15 protein-coding genes are annotated in these 15,998 nt (G+C 69.1%); 6 read left to right on the top strand and 9 right to left on the bottom strand.

All coding sequences use genetic code 11. From position 1 onward, the window contains the following. Nucleotides 1–51 precede the first annotated feature (51 nt). Entirely contained in the window at nt 52–1,008 is a 957-nt protein-coding gene (locus tag DBV35_RS14480; protein ID WP_170134942.1) for a LysR family transcriptional regulator, read from the top strand. Here DBV35_RS14480 and DBV35_RS14475 read toward each other — a convergent pair. Further along, nucleotides 924–1,679, bottom strand: a complete 756-nt coding sequence (locus tag DBV35_RS14475) for a peroxiredoxin-like family protein (RefSeq protein WP_108661032.1) — start codon at nt 1,677–1,679, stop codon at nt 924–926. The genes DBV35_RS14480 and DBV35_RS14475 overlap by 85 nt on opposite strands. A gap of 211 nt (nt 1,680–1,890) precedes the next feature. On the opposite strand from DBV35_RS14475, the gene DBV35_RS14470 reads away from it, so the two are divergent. Further along, entirely contained in the window at nt 1,891–2,379 is a 489-nt protein-coding gene (locus DBV35_RS14470) for a cupin domain-containing protein (protein WP_205648686.1), read from the top strand. A 53-nt stretch (nt 2,380–2,432) separates the two neighbouring features. Continuing rightward, nucleotides 2,433–3,626: an MFS transporter gene (locus DBV35_RS14465; RefSeq protein WP_108661030.1), complete on the top strand. Its 1,194-nt coding sequence runs from the start codon at nt 2,433–2,435 to the stop codon at nt 3,624–3,626. A 34-nt stretch (nt 3,627–3,660) separates the two neighbouring features. Here DBV35_RS14465 and DBV35_RS14460 read toward each other — a convergent pair whose 3' ends face one another. Both DBV35_RS14460 and DBV35_RS14455 read right to left on the bottom strand, forming a co-directional pair. Then, the gene (locus DBV35_RS14460) at nt 3,661–4,137 is read right to left on the bottom strand and encodes a Cif family virulence factor (RefSeq protein WP_108661029.1); all 477 of its coding nucleotides are present in this window, start codon (nt 4,135–4,137) and stop codon (nt 3,661–3,663) included. Then, on the bottom strand, nt 4,134–5,324 hold the full coding sequence (locus tag DBV35_RS14455; RefSeq protein WP_108661028.1) for a patatin-like phospholipase family protein: 1,191 nt from the start codon (nt 5,322–5,324) through the stop codon (nt 4,134–4,136). The genes DBV35_RS14460 and DBV35_RS14455 overlap by 4 nt, the downstream gene beginning before the upstream one ends. 222 nt (nt 5,325–5,546) lie before the next feature. On the opposite strand from DBV35_RS14455, the gene DBV35_RS14450 reads away from it, so the two are divergent. After that, complete coding sequence (locus tag DBV35_RS14450) at nt 5,547–6,323, top strand: 3-hydroxybutyrate dehydrogenase (protein WP_108661027.1); 777 nt, start codon at nt 5,547–5,549, stop codon at nt 6,321–6,323. A gap of 32 nt (nt 6,324–6,355) precedes the next feature. On the opposite strand, the gene DBV35_RS14445 is transcribed toward DBV35_RS14450, so the two are convergent. Genes DBV35_RS14445 through DBV35_RS14420 form a run of 6 tightly spaced genes read right to left on the bottom strand, consistent with a single transcriptional unit; the run spans nt 6,356 to nt 14,103 of the window. Next, on the bottom strand, nt 6,356–7,402 hold the full coding sequence (locus tag DBV35_RS14445; protein ID WP_108661026.1) for a threonine aldolase family protein: 1,047 nt from the start codon (nt 7,400–7,402) through the stop codon (nt 6,356–6,358). A 36-nt stretch (nt 7,403–7,438) separates the two neighbouring features. Then, nucleotides 7,439–9,106, bottom strand: a complete 1,668-nt coding sequence (locus tag DBV35_RS14440; protein WP_108661025.1) for a hydantoinase B/oxoprolinase family protein — start codon at nt 9,104–9,106, stop codon at nt 7,439–7,441. Beyond that, nucleotides 9,103–11,232, bottom strand: a complete 2,130-nt coding sequence (locus DBV35_RS14435) for a hydantoinase/oxoprolinase family protein (protein ID WP_108661024.1) — start codon at nt 11,230–11,232, stop codon at nt 9,103–9,105. The genes DBV35_RS14440 and DBV35_RS14435 overlap by 4 nt, the downstream gene beginning before the upstream one ends. A gap of 43 nt (nt 11,233–11,275) precedes the next feature. Next, a complete protein-coding gene (locus DBV35_RS14430; RefSeq protein WP_108661023.1) occupies nt 11,276–12,577 on the bottom strand; it encodes a TRAP transporter large permease in 1,302 nt (433 codons plus the stop codon). Beyond that, the gene (locus DBV35_RS14425; RefSeq protein WP_157961751.1) at nt 12,574–13,068 is read right to left on the bottom strand and encodes a TRAP transporter small permease; all 495 of its coding nucleotides are present in this window, start codon (nt 13,066–13,068) and stop codon (nt 12,574–12,576) included. The genes DBV35_RS14430 and DBV35_RS14425 overlap by 4 nt, the downstream gene beginning before the upstream one ends. 42 nt (nt 13,069–13,110) lie before the next feature. Then, complete coding sequence (locus tag DBV35_RS14420; protein WP_157961750.1) at nt 13,111–14,103, bottom strand: TRAP transporter substrate-binding protein; 993 nt, start codon at nt 14,101–14,103, stop codon at nt 13,111–13,113. A gap of 200 nt (nt 14,104–14,303) precedes the next feature. On the opposite strand from DBV35_RS14420, the gene DBV35_RS14415 reads away from it, so the two are divergent. Together DBV35_RS14415 and DBV35_RS14410 are read left to right on the top strand one after the other, a co-directional pair. Beyond that, complete coding sequence (locus DBV35_RS14415; protein ID WP_108661020.1) at nt 14,304–15,017, top strand: GntR family transcriptional regulator; 714 nt, start codon at nt 14,304–14,306, stop codon at nt 15,015–15,017. Nucleotides 15,018–15,249: 232 nt separating this feature from the next. Beyond that, nucleotides 15,250–15,630, top strand: coding sequence for a cupin domain-containing protein (locus DBV35_RS14410; RefSeq protein WP_108661019.1), 381 nt, complete (start codon nt 15,250–15,252; stop codon nt 15,628–15,630). Nucleotides 15,631–15,998: the final 368 nt, after the last annotated feature.

The raw sequence follows: 15,998 nt of genomic DNA, 5'->3' as shown, positions 1-15,998 counted from the left end.
CCCTGCGCCGGCTGGTCGATAATGGGGCGGTGCAGGGGTGGAGCGCATCGGATGGAGATGCATCAGGTCCGCTACTTTCTCGCAGTGGCCCGACTGTTGAACTTCACGCGCGCCGCGGAGGACTGCAACGTCTCGCAGCCCTCCCTCACGCGCGCGGTGAAGCTCCTCGAATATGAGCTCGGCGGCGATCTCCTGCGCCGCGAGCGCGGCCTCACGCACCTCACCGAGCTCGGCGAGCGCATGCTGCCGCTTCTCACCCAGTGCTATGAGAGCGCCACCAGCGCCAAGGCCGTCGCCGCCGCGATGAAGTCGCACAAGGCGGCGGCGCTGCGTTTCGGCATCCCGCACGCGGTGGACGTCGCCCCGTTCGTGCCGCCGCTCGTCGAGATCGTGGAGGCCTTCCAGGGGCTCGCGCTCAAGATCGTGCGGGCGAGCGCCGACGACACCGCGGAGATCCTGCGCAACGGTCAGACCGACATCGCGATCACGAGCGCCGCGCTCGCGTGGGACCGGTTCGAGTCGTGGCCGCTCTTCCGTGAGCCGCTGCGGCTCGCCTTCCGGGACGGGCACCGCTTCTCGAACAAGGAGGTCGTGGCGCCGGGCGAAATTGCCGGGGAGACGCTGGTCCTGCGCCGCCACTGCCAGACCTGCGACGCGGTCACGACGGCGCTCGACCGGCACGGGGTCGAAATCTCATCGAGCCTCGAGGCGAGCGCGGATCCGGACGTGATCGAGCTCATCGGGCGCGGCATCGGCCTCGCCTTCATGCCGGCGAGCACGACGCTTCCCTCGACGATCCGCACCGTGCGCGTCGACGGGCTCGACCTCTCGCGCGAGATCCGGGTGGCCACCGTGCAGGGCCGCCAGCGCAGCCCCGTCACCGCGATGCTTCTGACGCTGCTGCGCGCGGCGGACTGGTCGCGCTACGATCTCGGCGCCATGGAAAGGGCGCCGCTGTCGTCGGAGGTGACGCCCGCCGGGCCCGCGCCGATCCGCCCGAGCGCCTGAAGGATCGCCTCCGGCTCCATCCGCGTGCGGGGGTCGGGCTCGACGTGGCGTGCGAGGACGACGCCGTTCCGATCCACCACGAACGTCGCGGGGATGGGCAGGAACGCGCCCCCGTTGCCGTTCATGCCCGCAAGGTCGATCGCAAGCTCGTCATAGTGTTGGGCGAGCTCTTCGCCGATGGGCACCGCGAGGCCGATCGTCATTGCATAGCCGAGATCGAGGTCGGTGAGCATCGGGAAGGGGGCCTTCGCGTCCGCGCGGTGCGCCCGCGCGTGCGCGGCCCGTTGCGGCGACAGCGCGACGAACGAGGCGCCCGCCTTCCCGATCGCCGGTTCGATCTCGGCGAGCGCCGCGAGGGACGTGCGGCACAGCGGACACCACACACCGCGATTGATGGCGACCACGACCGGACCCCTTGCGCGCAGCGCCTGGAGCGACACGAGACGGCCTTCGCTGTCGGGGAGCACGAAGTCGGGCAAGACGTCGCCCATCTGCGGCGCGGTCGAGCCGGCGCCGGCCTCCGTGATCCGCGCCACGAAGCGGTCCATGGCCGCGTCGTAGCCGGGGAGGAAGCGGTGCATCGCGGCGCGCACGATCGCCAGGCGCGCCGAAAGCGGTCCGCCGAAATGCCGCGCACGCTCGAGCTCCGCGCGATAGCCCTCGTCAACCACGATCCAGTCCCTTTCCGCTCCCGTCGCGCCAGGCCACGCCTTGGTTTTCGCTCCGCAGTGTAGCGCGGGTCCGGGCGGCTGCGCATAGCGGGCGGGTATCGATTCCAGACACGGCCGGCATTTCCGCAAAGGCCGTCGGGCGGGGAAACTTCCCTCACTCAGCGCGCCGGATCCACGTCGGATCGGCCTGGGACAGTGAAAGGAACCGATGATGACGAAGATCAGCAAGACCCGCGCCGCCAGCCTCGCTCTCGGCGCAACCCTCCTCACGGCCGTGGCCCTTCCGGCCGCAGCCCTCGCGGGCGAATGCCCGGCCGGCGATGTCCTCGCGAGCCCGCAGACGCTCGACATGAAGGACGGCGCGAAGGTCGAGGAGACGGTGCTCGACACCATCCCGCTCACCGGCTGGCGCGGGGTCGATGGGCTCATGCTGCGCACGCGGCGCCTGGTGATCGCGCCCGGCGGCATGGTGCCGACCCACAGCCACGCCGACCGCCCGGCGATCATCACGATCGTCTCCGGCGAGATCGTCGAGCACAGCTCGGTGTGCCGCACGCCGATCGTCCACAAGGCGGGCGACACCACCGCCGAGTTCGGCGCGGATCTCAGCCACTGGTGGGAGAACACGTCGGATGCCCCGGTGACGGTGCTGTCGAGCGATGTCGTGCCGGCGCAGAACCCGGACAAGTCGATGATGTGAGCGGCGCGCGGGCCGGCGATCCCGGCTCGCGCCGAGCCCGGAGACTTGCCCCGATGACCCTCACCGCAACAACAACCACCACCACCGCGGCGGTCCGGCCGGCGCCTCGTGCACCGGTGGTCGCCGCCATCGCCTTCTTCACCCTCGTCGACCTCTTCGCGACGCAGGCGATCATCTCCATGCTCACCGCGAAATATGGCGTCTCGCGGGCCGAGATGGGCGTCGCCGTCAATGCCGCCACGATCGGCATGGCGGTCGCCAGCCTCGCCGTCGCGCTCTTCGGCGACCGCCTCCCGCGGCGCGCGGCGATCGTCGCGAGCCTCGGCCTCCTGTCGATCCCGACGGCGCTGCTCGCTTTCGCGCCGGACCTTGCGTCCTTCACGGCGCTGCGCGTCTGCCAGGGCCTCGCCATGGCGGTGGCGTTCACGCTGACGCTCGCCTGGCTCGGGGAGCGGGCCGCAGGGCCCGCCGGCGCCGGAGCCTTCGCGGCCTATATCACCGGCAATGTCGGCTCGAACCTCTTCGGCCGCCTGCTCGCCGCCGGCGTCGCCGATCACGCCGGCGTCGCCTCCGTCTTCTTCGTCTTCGCCGGCCTCAACCTCGTCGGCATGTTGATCGCGGCGCTGGCGATCGAGCCGACGTCCGCCGGCCCGCCCGGCCGCCGCGCGCCCGCGCCGTGGGCGGCGGTGCGGCGGCACCTTGCGAACCCGCCGCTCCTCGCCGCGTTCGCGCTCGGCTTCTGCATCCTCTTCGCCTTCATCGGCGTGTTCACCTACGTGAACTTCGTCCTCGTCGCCCCGCCCCTGGGGCTCGGCATGATGGCGGTCGGCTTCGTCTATCTGGTCTTCGCTCCGTCGATGCTCACGACGCCCCTCGCGGGAAGCGCCGCGGCGCGGATCGGGGCGCGGCCGGCGGTGTGGCTCGGCCTCGCGGTCGCGCTCGCCGGGGCGGGGCTCCTCGTCGTCCCGAACCTTGCGGTCGTCCTCGCGGGGATGACCCTCGTCGGCCTCGGCACATTCTTCGCGCAAGGGGCCGCGACGGGGTTCGTCGGCCGGGCCGCGCGCACCGACAAGTCCGCGGCGAGCGGGCTCTATCTCGCGTCCTACTTCGCGGGCGGGCTCGCGGGAGCGTCGGTGCTGGGGATGGTGTTCGACCGCTTCGGCTGGGGGGCGACGGTCGCGGGCATCGCGATCGCGCTCGTCATCGGCGCCCTCGTGGCGGTGCGCCTCGACGTCGAGCAGGCGTGAAAGAGAACCGGGCCGGCGCGATGCCGGCCCGGTGTCACGCCGTCTTGTCGGTGGTGGTGAAGAGGGCGGCGATGCGCCACCCGGTCTCGCCTTCGCGGCACACGACCCCCACGAGCCACGGGAGCCGGCTCGGCGCGTCCTCCGGGCCGATCTCGAGAAGCAGCGAGAGGAAGAGGTAGGCGGCGCCCGGCGCGAGGGCGACGACGCGGCTCCCCGCAAGGTCGGGCGTCACGCGCCAGACGGGCGCGCGCTGGAACTGCCCCATCCGCTCGATCATGGCGTCGGGTCCGAAGTAGGGCCGTCCGTCGCTGACCCAGAGGAAGTCTGGCGAATCCCACAGGAACGCGCGCACGCCGGCGAGGTCCCGCGCATTCTGGGCCGCGGCGAAGCGCCGGTAGAGATCGCGGATCGTCGCCTCCGCCTCCGCTGGCGCAGCCTGCGCCGGGGCAGGGGGGAGCGCGGCGAGGGCAAGGGCCGACAGGCCGAAGGTCGCCTCTCGCCGCGTCGTCATCGCGCCGCCTCCGTCGTGCGCGCGGGGCGCGGCGCGGCCGGCTCGGGACCGGCGGGGGACGGCGCCATCGGGGTGCCGATCTCGTGCAGGATCAGCCCCTCGAGGGGATCGGGGTCCTCGAGCCAGGGCTTGCGGGCGAGCGCGTCGGACATGTCCATCAGCCCCGCAGTCCAGCGTCGCTCGATGCCGCTCGCGGTGAAGTCGATGTCCTTGAGGTGATCCTCGTTCGGCAGCCGCGGCGCGAGAAGGCGAACGACGTGCATCCGCGTCGTGCAACCCCAGGCGCTCAGCGCCTTGACCTTCGGGTCGTCCCGAATGTCCTGCGGCAGGTGCGCGGTCAGCTCGGCGATCACGTGGCGCAGCCGGTGGATCTGCCGCTGCCGTTCGGCGGTGTTGGTCACCCGGCTCGTGTAGCGCAGGTCCTTCTCGCGGTTGGTGACCTCCCAGATCGAGCGCGGTTCGTCCCCCTCCGGCCGCCACATGTGGATGGCGAACACGATGGAGTCGCGCCGCGGCCGGTCGTCGAACACCGCTTCGACCGGCGTGTTGGAGAGGACGCCGCCGTCCCAATAGAGCGCGCCGTCGATGCGCACGGCCGGGAAGGCCGGCGGCAGCGAGCCGGACGCCACGACATGCTCCAGCGTCAGGCGCTCGTTGCGGCTGTCGAAGTAGCGCATCTGCGCCGTCGCGACGTTCGCCGCACCGACGGTGAGGCGCGGAGACCCGGCGTTGAGCTGCTCATGGTCGATCAGCGCCCCGAGCGTGCGCCGCAGCGGCCGCGTGGAATAATATCCGGCGTTCTCCGGCGACATCGGCAGCGTCATCGCGCTGAACGCCATGGGATTGGGCTGGAAGAACCCGCCGAGCCCGCTCGCGATGACGCTCCACGCGGTCGCGAGACGCCCGAACGTCGCGGTGCCCATGAAGTCGGTGCCGAAGGCCGGCTGCCGCAGGCCGTCCCAGAAGGTGCGGAGCGCGGCGAGGCGCTTCTCCGGCGCGTTTCCGGCGATGAGCGCGGCGTTGATGGCACCGATCGAGGTGCCGATGACCCAGTCCGGCTCGATGCCGGCCTTGTGAAGCGCCTCGTAGCAGCCTGCCTGGTAGGCGCCCAGCGCGCCGCCACCCTGGAGGACGAGGACGACCTGTCCCAGTCCCCGGAGCGACACGTCGATACCGATGTCGTTCATCTTGTCTCCCTCCTCTGGAATGCAGCGGATGGTGGCTGGCCGTCGGCGGCGAATGAAATGCCGCCGCGCTCTCGTTTCCATGTGGGGTCGCTATGGGCCGCTCACCCGCCTCGGGCGCTATGGACTGCATAGCGAGCGTGGCGGGGACGGGCGTCCGGCGCGGCGCTACCTCTTGCCACCGAGCCGGACGCATCCGCGTTCCGGCCGCAGGGAGGGCGCCACATGCGCAAGACTGCCATCGTGACCGGATCGACGAGCGGCATCGGCCTCGGGATCGCCGAGGCCCTCGCCGGCGCCGGAATGAACGTCATGCTGAACGGCTTCGGCGAGGCCTGCGAGATCGAGGCCCACCGCCGGCGGATTGCCGGACGGAGCGGCTCCGAGGTCGGCTACAACGCCGCCGACATGTCGAAGCCCGACGCGATCGCCTCGCTCGTCGAGGAGACGCGCGAGCGGTTCGGCCGCATCGACATCGTCGTCAACAATGCGGGCGTCCAGACGGTCGCCCCGATCGAGGATTTTCCGCGGGAGCGCTGGGACCTCATTATCGCGGTCAACCTCTCGGCCGCGTTTCACCTGGTGCGCCTCACCTTCGCCGAGATGAAGGATCGCGGCTGGGGGCGGGTGATCAACGTCGCCTCGGCGCATGCCTTGGTCGCCTCGCCCTTCAAGTCGGCCTACGTCGCGGCGAAGCACGGTATCCTCGGCCTCACCAAGACGGTCGCGCTCGAGGGGGCGGAGCACGGCGTGACCTGCAACGCCATCTGCCCCGGCTACGTGCTGACGCCGCTCGTCGAGAAGCAGATCCCGGAGACCGCGAAGGCGCGGGGGATCAGCGAGGAGGCGGTCGTGCGCGACGTCCTCCTGGCCGCCCAGCCGACGCGCGCCTTCGTCGAGGTCGGCCAGCTCGGCGCCCTCGCGGCGTTCCTGTGCAGCGATGCGGCGGCCCAGATCACCGGCACCGCCCTCCCGGTCGACGGCGGCTGGACGGCGCATTGAGGGTGGGCGCATCGGGATCTCGGATGTGATCCCTAGATTTGGGTTTCCGCGAAGTATTCGGTGATCTTCGCCGCAAGATCGGAAACGGTCTTGTGCTCGAAATCATAGCCGAAGACGAGCCGCACTGACCCGTCCGGCCAGATTGTGTGACGAATATTCAATTCGCGGATCGCGCTCAGGATCTCGTCGGTGGGCTCCAGAAAGAGCTGATTTGTCGGGTGGGGATATCGGAACCGCACGGGCGGCTGGCCCTGCAATCCATCGGCGAATGTCGCGCAGAGGGCGTTCTGCTGGCGGGCGATCTCCAGCCACAGGTCGTCCTCGATGAGGCGCAGGAGCTGGACCTCCACCATCCGTCGCTTGGCCTGGCGCTGGCCGAAGGCGCGCTGGTGGGTCTGGCCTCGCTTGCGCACCGCGTCGGACGGGGCGCGGAAGAGGGCGGCTTCGGCGGCGAGCGCGCCCACCTTGGTGCCGCCGAAGCTGATCGCGTCGAACGGGGCCGCGGCGATGAGCTCGGCCGCGGAGAGGCCCAGCGCGCACAGGCTGTTGCCGAGCCGCGCGCCGTCGAGATGGACGCGGAGGCCCGCCTCGTGCGCGATCCGTGTCAGCGCGGCGAGGTCTTCGAGAGTGTAGAGCGTCCCGCATTCGGTCGGGTTCGTGAGACTGAGGACACCGCCCGCGGAGCGGGGGCCGAGGCGCGCCAGCGTCTCGCGGAGCGCGTCGGGTGTCATGGTGCCGTCGGGACCGTCCACGGTGACGAGCTCGCCGGCTCCCGTGTAGCGACGGACCGCGTCGTGCTCCCAGCAGCGGACGTGCGCCGCGGGGTGGCAGAGGATCGCGCCGGCCACGGACTCGTCCCGCAACGAGGCGATGGAGACGACGTTGGCCCCCGTGCCGGTCGCGGTGGTGACGGCCACCATCTCGCATCCGAAAACGGCGGAGAAGGCGGCGTTCAGCCGATCCTCGAAGACGCGGTCATAGCTGTCGCCATCGTCGGCGGCCTGAAGAAGATCCGCGAGGAGCGCCTCGCGGATCTTCGGGTGGACCGCCGAACAATTGTCGCTGCGCAGGTTGATCATCGCACTGTCCTTCCGACGCCTCGGCCCGCGATCAGTTCAGCCTGCGACCGGCGCCTCGGCGGCGTGCCGACGATAGGCCGGGTATGTCGCCTCGGCGAAGCGGGGGGTGACGTAGCCGCGGTCGATGTCCGACAGGATCGCCTCGATCGGGCGCTTCTCGGCCGGGCCGTAACCGCCGCCGCCGGCTTCGATGATGGTCAGGACCTGGCCGGGCTTCAGCACGTGCCGGCCCTTGCCGTCGACGGGTGCCCCGTCGATCTCGAACCGGCGGAGCGCGCCTGTGCCGCCGTCGAACATCCCCGCCGCCGCAAACCGTGTGCGCAGCCCCAGGAACGCCACGATGAGGTCGTGACCCGTCGTGTTCGCCATCTCGACGGTGAGGCCGGGGCCGCCGGTGAACTCGCCGACACCGCCCGAATCCGGCCGGATCCGGCGTGATACGATCGTGGTGCTGGAGAGGTCTTCCCAGACCTCGGTCGAGATCGCGACCATGTTGCCGGGGCCCGGAATGGCGGCCCGCCCGTCCCAGCCCTTCAGCGCGCCGAAGCCGCCGGTGAGGAAGAAGAGCGTCGCGAGGGACGTCCCGTCGCGATGGGTGCCGAACACGTTGAAGACGTTCATCATGCCCATCTCGGTCACGACGCGGTCGGGCAGCGCCTTCTGCAACGCGCCCATGATGAGCGCGAAGACGAAGTGGCCGATCGTGTGGCGCGCGCCGGTCGCCGCGGGCCAGACCGGGTTGAGCACGGACTTCTCCGGCGCGCGGACATGGACGCGCGAGAAGGTCCCCGCATTGTTGGGCAGATCCGGCGCGAGCAGGCACTTCAGCGCGTAGTAGGCGACGGCGCGCGTGTAGCAGAGCGGACAGTTGAGCCCGTAGGCGAGCTGGGCCGAGCAATTCTCGAAGTCGACGAAGACCTCGTCGTTCGACTTCGTGACGCGGATCTCGAGATGGACGTCGCCGTCGACGCCCTCGATGTCGATCGCGTGGGCGTAGGTGCCGGACGGGAGCGCGTCGAGCCCGGCCTTCATCGCGCGATCGGTGCGCTCGATCACGAGCTCGCTGAACTCCGAGAGGGTGGAGAGACCGTATTCCGCGCAGAATTCGATCGTGGAGCGGGCGCCGACATCGGTGCAAATGATGTTGGCGTTGACGTCGCCGATGACCTGGTCGGCGACGCGGACATTGGCGCGGATCATCTCGAAGAGGCCGTCATTGGGGACGCCCGCGGAGACGATCTTCTGGATCGGGATGATGAGGCCTTCCTCGTGAATCTCGCGGGCGAGGGAGGACATGCCCATGCCGCCGGTGTCCGGCAGGTGGGTGATGCTCATCACGAAGCCGATGAGACGCTCCCCGACGAAGATCGGGCGGCAGATGTTGATGTCGTAGAGGTGGCCGGTGCCGATCCAGGGGTCGTTGGTGACGATGACGTCGCCCGGCTGCAGCGTGGCGGCGGGGAAGCGCTCCAGCATCCGCTCCAAGGTCTGCGGCGCCGTCCCGGTGAAGGTCGGCAGGCTGAAGGTGCCCTGGGCGACGGAGCGGCCGAACTCGTCGAAGATCACGCAGGACAGGTCGTAGCTGTCGCGCACGTTCATGGAGAAGGAGGTGCGGACCAGGGAATTGACCGTCTCGTCGGCGATCGTGATCAGCCGGTCCCACATGATCCGTTCGAGGAAGGGATCGATCTTTGCGTGTTTCATAGAGCTTCGCTCGCCATGTCGGGAGTTGCGGCTTCGCCGGCCGGCAGGGTTTCGACGCGGATGAGGATGTCGCCGCGCTGGGTCACGGTGCCCACGTCGCCGGCGAGGAGGACGCAGGTGGTCTCGGCGTCCTGGATGAGGGCGGGCCCGTCGATCCGGTCGCCGGGACGGCAATTGTAGCGGTTGACGACCTGGCACTTCAGGCGGCTGCCGTTCAGCCACATGGTGCTCTCACCGGCGCGCGGGGCATGGTTGTTCTTGGTGGGGCGCACGCTCTGCTCGCGCAGCGGCGGCAGGTCCTCCGTCGCCGCGACGCGCCAGTCGGTGATCTCGACCTCTGCCGCGGGCGTGGAGATGCCGAAGGTCGCCGTATAGCTCGCCTCGAAGGCCTTGCGGATCGCGTCGGCCCAGTTTCCGTCGGCGGGGCGCGCCGGGACCTCGATCTGGACCTGATGCCCCTGGCCGACATAGCGCAGGTCCAGCATCTCCTCGGTCACGATGTCGGCCTCGCGCACGCCCATCGAGACGAGGGCGGCGGTCGCGTCCGCCCGAAGGTCCGCCAGCACGTCGGCGATCGCATCGTCGTCGAGCCGGGCGAGGGAGACGCGGTAGGCGCGCGAGGTCTCGTAGGAGGCCGCGCTCGTGAGGAGGCCGATCGCCGACAGGACGCCCGACCCGGAGGGGAGGAGGATGTCCGCGATGCGAAGACGCCGCGCGACGGAGGTCGCGACGAGCGGGCCGGAGCCGCCGAACGCGATGAGGGTGGAGTTGCGCACGTCGAGCCCCAGCTCCGCGGCGTGCGTGCGGAAGGCCGCCGCAACGTCCTCGCAGGCGATCTCGCGGATGCCGTTGGCGGCGAAATCCACGTCCTCGATGCCGAGCGCGGCGCCGATCGTCTCGCGCACCACATTCGTCGACAGCTCGGGACGCAGCTCCATCTCGCCGCCCAGGAAGTAGGAGGGGTCGAGGAAGCCGACCTGCAGGTGAGCGTCGGTGAGGGTCGGCGACTGGCCGCCGAGGCCGTAGCAGGCCGGGCCCGGCTTGGAGGACGCGCTGCGGGGGCCGACGCGCACGAGGCCGGTGTGGTCCACCTGCGCGATGCTGCCGCCGCCCGAGCCGATCTCGATCATGTCGACGACGGGGACGCGGACGGGGAGGCCGCTGCCGGGGCGGAAATGATGCTCGCGGGCGACTTCGAGCTCATACTTCTTGATCGGCTTGCCGTTGCGGATGAAGGCGCCCTTGGCGGTGGTGCCGCCCATGTCGAAGGCGAGCGCCTGCGGCAGGCCGTTCGTCTCGGCGAGCTTGGCGGCCATCAGGATGCCGGCGGCGGGGCCGGATTCGATGAGGCGGACGGGCATCGCGCGCGCGAGCGCTCCATTGAAGGAGCCCCCGCTCGAGGTCATGATCCGCAGCGTTCCCTTGAAGCCGCCATCGCCCAGCGTCTGTTCGAGCCGGCCGATATAGGCGTCGATCATCGGCTGCGTGTAGGCGTTGACGAGCGTCGTGGTCCAACGCTCATACTCCTTGATGGAGTTGGAGATTTCGGTCGAAACCGAGATGTAGAGACTCGGGAAATTCCGCTCGATCATCTCCTTGATCGCGCTCTCGTTGCGCGGATTGGCGAACGAGTTCAGCAGGCAGATGGCGATCGCGGTGATGTTCTCGCGTGCGACGAGGTCGCGGACGGCCGCGACGATGGCGGCCTCCTCGGGCGCGGCGACGATCTCGCCCGTGCTCGTCGTGCGCTCCTTCACCTCGACCCGGTTGCGCCTCGCGACGAGCGGTTCGGCATATTTCAGGCGCAGATTGAAGAGGTCGTAGCGGGTCTCGCGGGCCATATCGATGACGTCGGCGAAGCCGTCGGTCACGATCATGCCGATCTTGGCGCCACGGCGCTCGATCACCGCGTTGGTGACGAGCGTCGTGCCGTGAGAGATGAGGTCGACGTCTGAGAGGCTGAGGCCGGCTTCCGCGATGATCTCGGAGATCCCGCGCGCCACCGCCTCTGACGGGTCGTCGGCGCTCGTCAGGATCTTGTGCACGCGCGTGACTTCGGCGGCGTCGTCGATCAACGCGAAGTCGGTGAAGGTGCCGCCGATATCGACACCGATTTTGACGCTCATTCGATCTCCTTCCGCTGCACTGCGGCCTTTGCGCGAGGGCGCGTCAGAGGCTGTTCGGGAGTGTCAGCGAGAGTTGTGGGAAGAGGGCGATGATGAATGCCGCCAGCACGAGCAGCAGCATGAAGGGCAGGGACGCCCGAGCCGCCCAGGCGAGCGATCGCCCGGACATGCTTTGCAAGACGAAGAGGTGCACGCCGACCGGCGGGGTGAGGAGGCCGATCTCGATGAGGAGCACCAGGAAGATGCCGAACCACACCGGATCCCCGCCGGCGGCGACGACGACGGGCAGCACGATCGGGATCGTGATGATCATGATCGAAAGCCCCTCGATGAACATGCCGAGGAAGAGGAAGAAGACCGCGAGCGCGAGGATCAGCCCGGCATAGGAGAGGTTCATCTCCGTGATCGCGCCGACGAGATATTGCGGCACGCCGAGATTGCTGACGGCGGCCGAGAGGCAGGCCGCGGACGCGACGATGATGAGGACGTTGGCCGAGGTGCCGATGGTCGCGTTCATCACCTGGCGCAGCACCGCGAAGGACAGCGTCCGCTTGAGCGCGCACATGATGATGGTGGCCGTGCAGCCGAGGACGCCGGCTTCGGTCGCGGTGACGACGCCGGAATAGATCCCGCCGAAGACGATTGCGATGACGACGAGCGTCGGGAGGACGGATCCCTTCGACCCGCTCTCCTCGGCCTCGACGACGCTCTCGTCGGGTGTCGCTCCGGCTTTGAACCAGAGGGCGGCGGCGACGATGTAGGCCGTGTAGAGGAGGGCGACGAGGAGGCCCGGCACGACGCCGGCCATGAACATCTTGGTGATCGATTGCTCGGCGAGGATCCCGTAGACGATCAGCGGGATCGACGGCGGCAGCAGGATGCCGAGCGTGCCCGCACCCGCGAGCGAGCCGAAGGCGATGGGGGCGCCGAAGCCGAGGCGGCGCAGCTCGGGAACGGTGACGCGGCCGATCGTCATCATCGTAGCGGTCGAGGAGCCGCTGATCGCGGCGAAGAGGCTCGACCCCCACACATTGACGTGGAGCACCCCGCCGGGGAGGCGGCGCACCTTGCGGCGCAGGGCGTGGAACAATTCTTCGGACAGGCGGCCCGCGAAATAGAGCTCGCCCATGAAGATGAAGACGGGCACCGCCGTCATCTCCCAGGCGGTGAGGCTGCGCCACATCGCGGCCCGCAGCAGCGCGCCCACCTGGACCGCCGACATGTCGAGCGCGAACATCAGCGTGAGCGCGCTCGCGGCGATGAGGGCGGCGAAGATCCACAGCCCCGACAAGAGCGTGACGAGGACGACGATGCCGAGCAGGACCGTCGTGTCGAGCGAACTCATTCGGCGGCTCCGGAGGCGAGATCGGCCGGGGGCGGCGGGGGCGTGAGGATCTGGAGAAGCGCGATGGCGGTGGCGAGGGCGAAGCCGGTCGCGAGGATCGCCTCGGGGATCCACATCGGCACGTTGAGAATCGTGCCGCTGGTCGTCCCGCGGCCATAGTCGCGCAGGCTGACCTTGAGGAACTGGTAGCCCATGAAGCCGATCACGATAGCGCCGAAGAGGGAGGTGGCGCCTCGCAAAAGGGGCGACACGGGCGCGAGGACGCGCAGGTTGGTGACGAGCCGGATCGAGAGGGCCCGGCCCGTTCCGACACAGACGCCCGCGCCGTACACCGTGAAGATCGCGATGAGATATTGCGACAGCTCGATCGCGGCGTAGGTCGAGCTGTCGAACACGTTGCGGACGATGATCTCGACCGCGACGAGGGCGAACAGCACCGTCAGCGCGACCGCGCACACGCTTCGGCAGACGACGACAAGACAGGTCAACACGTCCATCTCCCTCGGTGCGCGCGGCACGCGTTCGCTCTGGGTCTATTTCTCGTAGGCGCCGAGGATGCGGTCGGCGGTGTCGGCCCCGACCTTCTCGACCCAGGCGTCCCGGATCGGCGCGGCGGCCGTCTGGAGGTGGGTCATCACGTCGGGCGCCATCGTCTCGACCACCTCGACGTTGTTGTCGCGCATGGTCGCGAAATTGTTCTGCTGGCGGTTGATGCCCTGCTGCCAGGCCCATTCCTCGACCTCGGCGGCGATCTCGCGGACCTTCGCCTGATCCTCGGCCGAGAGCTGCTCGAACTGGTCCTTGTTGATGTGGACGAGGTTGACGCCGATCGTGAACCCGGCCGCGTTGAAGACGGGCGTGTGCTCCCAGATCTTCGTGCTGACGCCCGTCTCGTCGGAGGTGAGGACCGAGTTGATCATGCCGGTCGACAGCGCAGGGAAGACGTCACCCCAGGTGAGCTGGACGGCGGACACGCCGGCATTGCGCATCGTGAGGGCGCTGCTCTCGTCGAAGGCGCGGGTCTTGAGGTCCTGCAGCGAGGCGACGTCGGTGATCGGGGTCTTTGCCCAGATGCCGCTCGGCGTCCAGGGCGAGGTGAAGAGGAGCACCTGGCCCGCGTTGTCGAAGACCTTCGCCATGTCGTCCCGCGCGAGCGCGACGAGGCGCTTGGAGTCCGGCACCGTCGGAGTGAGGAAGGGGATGCTGAAGAGGCCGAAGATCGGGTCGATGCCGAGGAGCTTGTCCGTCGGCGTCGAGGCGATCGCGATCGCGCCGTCCTCGACCGCCGCGAAATGGTCGGTCGAGCGCATGCCCGATGCCCCGCCGAACTGGTTGAGAATGGTGACGCGCCCGTCCGTTGCCTCGGCGACGCGCTTGGCGAACTCGAGGTCGCCCTGCGCCGCGAGAGAAGATTGCGCGTACTCGTTGCTCATCGTCCAGCGGACCGATTGCGCCGCCGCCGGCTGCAGCGGGGCGAGGGTCAACGCAACAAGCGCGGCCCCTGCGAGGAAGGTGCAAGCTCTCATCTTCGTCATCCTTTCGGGAGGAAATAGACGCGCCTTGATGGCTGTATACAAATTATATACACGAGAGCGAGAGCGCCGCAATATCGTTTGCTCGGGTGCAAAAACACCGCCAAATCGGGCGCTCGGATTGACTTTCGGCGCGGATCCGAACTTGGAAGCCCCTAGAGTGTGCCACTGGTCCGGGAGGTTGTTGGCCAACGATGCGCGGATCGACGCCCAAACGAGGCGCTGAGGAGACCGGAAGCCGCCGCGTCTATGACGTGCTGCGCAACCGCATCCTGAACCTGGAGCTGCAGCCGGGGGCGGAGATCGATGAGGCGGGGCTCATCGCCGAGCTCGGAGTCTCGCGCACGCCGATCCGCGAGGCGCTGATCCGCCTGTCGGCCGAGGAGCTCGTCACCTTGACGCCGAACCGCGGGGCGAAGGTCCCGGTCCTCGATTTCGCGGAAGTCGGGGAATTGTTCGATGCGCTCGAGGTCGTGCAGCGCGTCGCGACGCGCTGGGCGGCGCTGCAGCGCACGCCCGATCATGTGAGCCGTCTGCGCGAAGCCGCCACGCGCTACGAGCAGGCGACCCACGACCGCGACCTCGACGGGATGCGCGAGTGGAACTTCCAGTACCACAAGATCATCGGAGAGGCCTCGGGCAACCGCTACTTCCAGCGGACCAACGACATCCTCCTCTTCCGCTCCCTGCGGCTGGCCCAGCTCACCCTGTCCGAGGCGCCGACGGCCCAGTTCGCGCGCGACGCCTATTTCGACAAGGTGAACCGCGAGCACGAGAAGATCGCGTCCTACATCGACGCGCAGAACGAGGATGCGGCGGAGAACATGATCCGCGACCACATCCGCCAGTTCCGCGTGCGGTCGCTGGACGTGCTCGGCCGGAACTACGCCGAGCACGTGAAGTTTTGAGCGCGCGCAAACGAGGCCGCGCATCCGCTGACGGGCTCCGGCCATCGGGCTGAACGTCCGGCCGCTGGCGGGCGGGTCATCGCGGGTGAGATGCCGGAGGCGACCCTGCCGCCTTGGTGCGGTTTCCGATCGCGCCGCGGACCGTTCCTCGTTGTAGATCCGATGCCGGTTCTTCTTGTAGGAGGTGGCTCCAGATCGCAGGCTGCAGGTGTCGTGCGGATAGGGGAACGGTATGAATATCTTGGAACATGAAACCCAGCCGTTGGAGAAGTGGCGCGACGGGGTGATGACGCTGATGCGCGTCTCGGCGCTGACGCGCTCCGCCCAGCTCTGCATCTTCGAGCAGTTCTGCGATCCGGGCCTTGGCGCCCCGATCCACCTCCACGCCGTGGAAGAGGTCCTCGAGGTCATGGAGGGGGAAGCCGACATCCACCTCAACGGCGAGGTCCGGACCGTGCGCGCGAACCAGTCCGTCCTCATCCCGGCGGGCGCGAAGCATGGCTTTCGCAATATCGGGACCGGGATTTTGAAGGTGCGCGCCACCCTCGCGGCACCGATCTTCGAGGCGAGCTACGAAGACCGGGCGGAGCTCTCCCGCCGCTACGTCCCCTGATTCTGACCCGCCGGCGGGATCCACGCGCGTCTCGAATCGTCGAGCGCGTGCGGGTCCTGCCCGGCGATCGTGACGGAGGTGGCTGCCGGTGCGCCGGGGGCCGATGAGAGCCGGACGTCTCATCTCTTTTGCGGCGGAATGTCGGCCGCACGCCGTGCATGAATGGTGGTCCGGCGCAGGACAGTCCGGGCACTGTCAGCGCGGACGTCTCCCCAAACGGCCCAAGCCTCGGCCCGCTCGGCGCGGGCGCGCCGCGCCTCCATGGCACCGCGGTGCTCGTGGACACGCCATGCGGGGCGACAGCGAGAGGGCGTCGCTGGTCTCCGAGAGGCGAGCGCCGGCGCTGTCGCCTGGGCGCGGTTCAACGC

Source organism: Acuticoccus kandeliae, assembly GCF_003073115.1.
The sequence above is the reverse complement of the archived record's forward strand: the minus strand, read 5'-3'. Positions and strand labels throughout refer to the sequence as shown.

Coding starts and splice junctions, on each gene's coding strand:
- DBV35_RS14440 (WP_108661025.1), bottom strand. CDS start 9,106: ATGAAACACGCAAAGATCGATCCCTTCCTCGAACGGATCATGTGGGAC.
- DBV35_RS14480 (WP_170134942.1), top strand. CDS start 52: ATGGAGATGCATCAGGTCCGCTACTTTCTCGCAGTGGCCCGACTGTTG.
- DBV35_RS14450 (WP_108661027.1), top strand. CDS start 5,547: ATGCGCAAGACTGCCATCGTGACCGGATCGACGAGCGGCATCGGCCTC.
- DBV35_RS14420 (WP_157961750.1), bottom strand. CDS start 14,103: ATGAGAGCTTGCACCTTCCTCGCAGGGGCCGCGCTTGTTGCGTTGACC.
- DBV35_RS14455 (WP_108661028.1), bottom strand. CDS start 5,324: ATGAACGACATCGGTATCGACGTGTCGCTCCGGGGACTGGGACAGGTC.
- DBV35_RS14465 (WP_108661030.1), top strand. CDS start 2,433: ATGACCCTCACCGCAACAACAACCACCACCACCGCGGCGGTCCGGCCG.
- DBV35_RS14415 (WP_108661020.1), top strand. CDS start 14,304: ATGCGCGGATCGACGCCCAAACGAGGCGCTGAGGAGACCGGAAGCCGC.
- DBV35_RS14410 (WP_108661019.1), top strand. CDS start 15,250: ATGAATATCTTGGAACATGAAACCCAGCCGTTGGAGAAGTGGCGCGAC.
- DBV35_RS14435 (WP_108661024.1), bottom strand. CDS start 11,232: ATGAGCGTCAAAATCGGTGTCGATATCGGCGGCACCTTCACCGACTTC.
- DBV35_RS14445 (WP_108661026.1), bottom strand. CDS start 7,402: ATGATCAACCTGCGCAGCGACAATTGTTCGGCGGTCCACCCGAAGATC.
- DBV35_RS14470 (WP_205648686.1), top strand. CDS start 1,891: ATGACGAAGATCAGCAAGACCCGCGCCGCCAGCCTCGCTCTCGGCGCA.
- DBV35_RS14430 (WP_108661023.1), bottom strand. CDS start 12,577: ATGAGTTCGCTCGACACGACGGTCCTGCTCGGCATCGTCGTCCTCGTC.
- DBV35_RS14460 (WP_108661029.1), bottom strand. CDS start 4,137: ATGACGACGCGGCGAGAGGCGACCTTCGGCCTGTCGGCCCTTGCCCTC.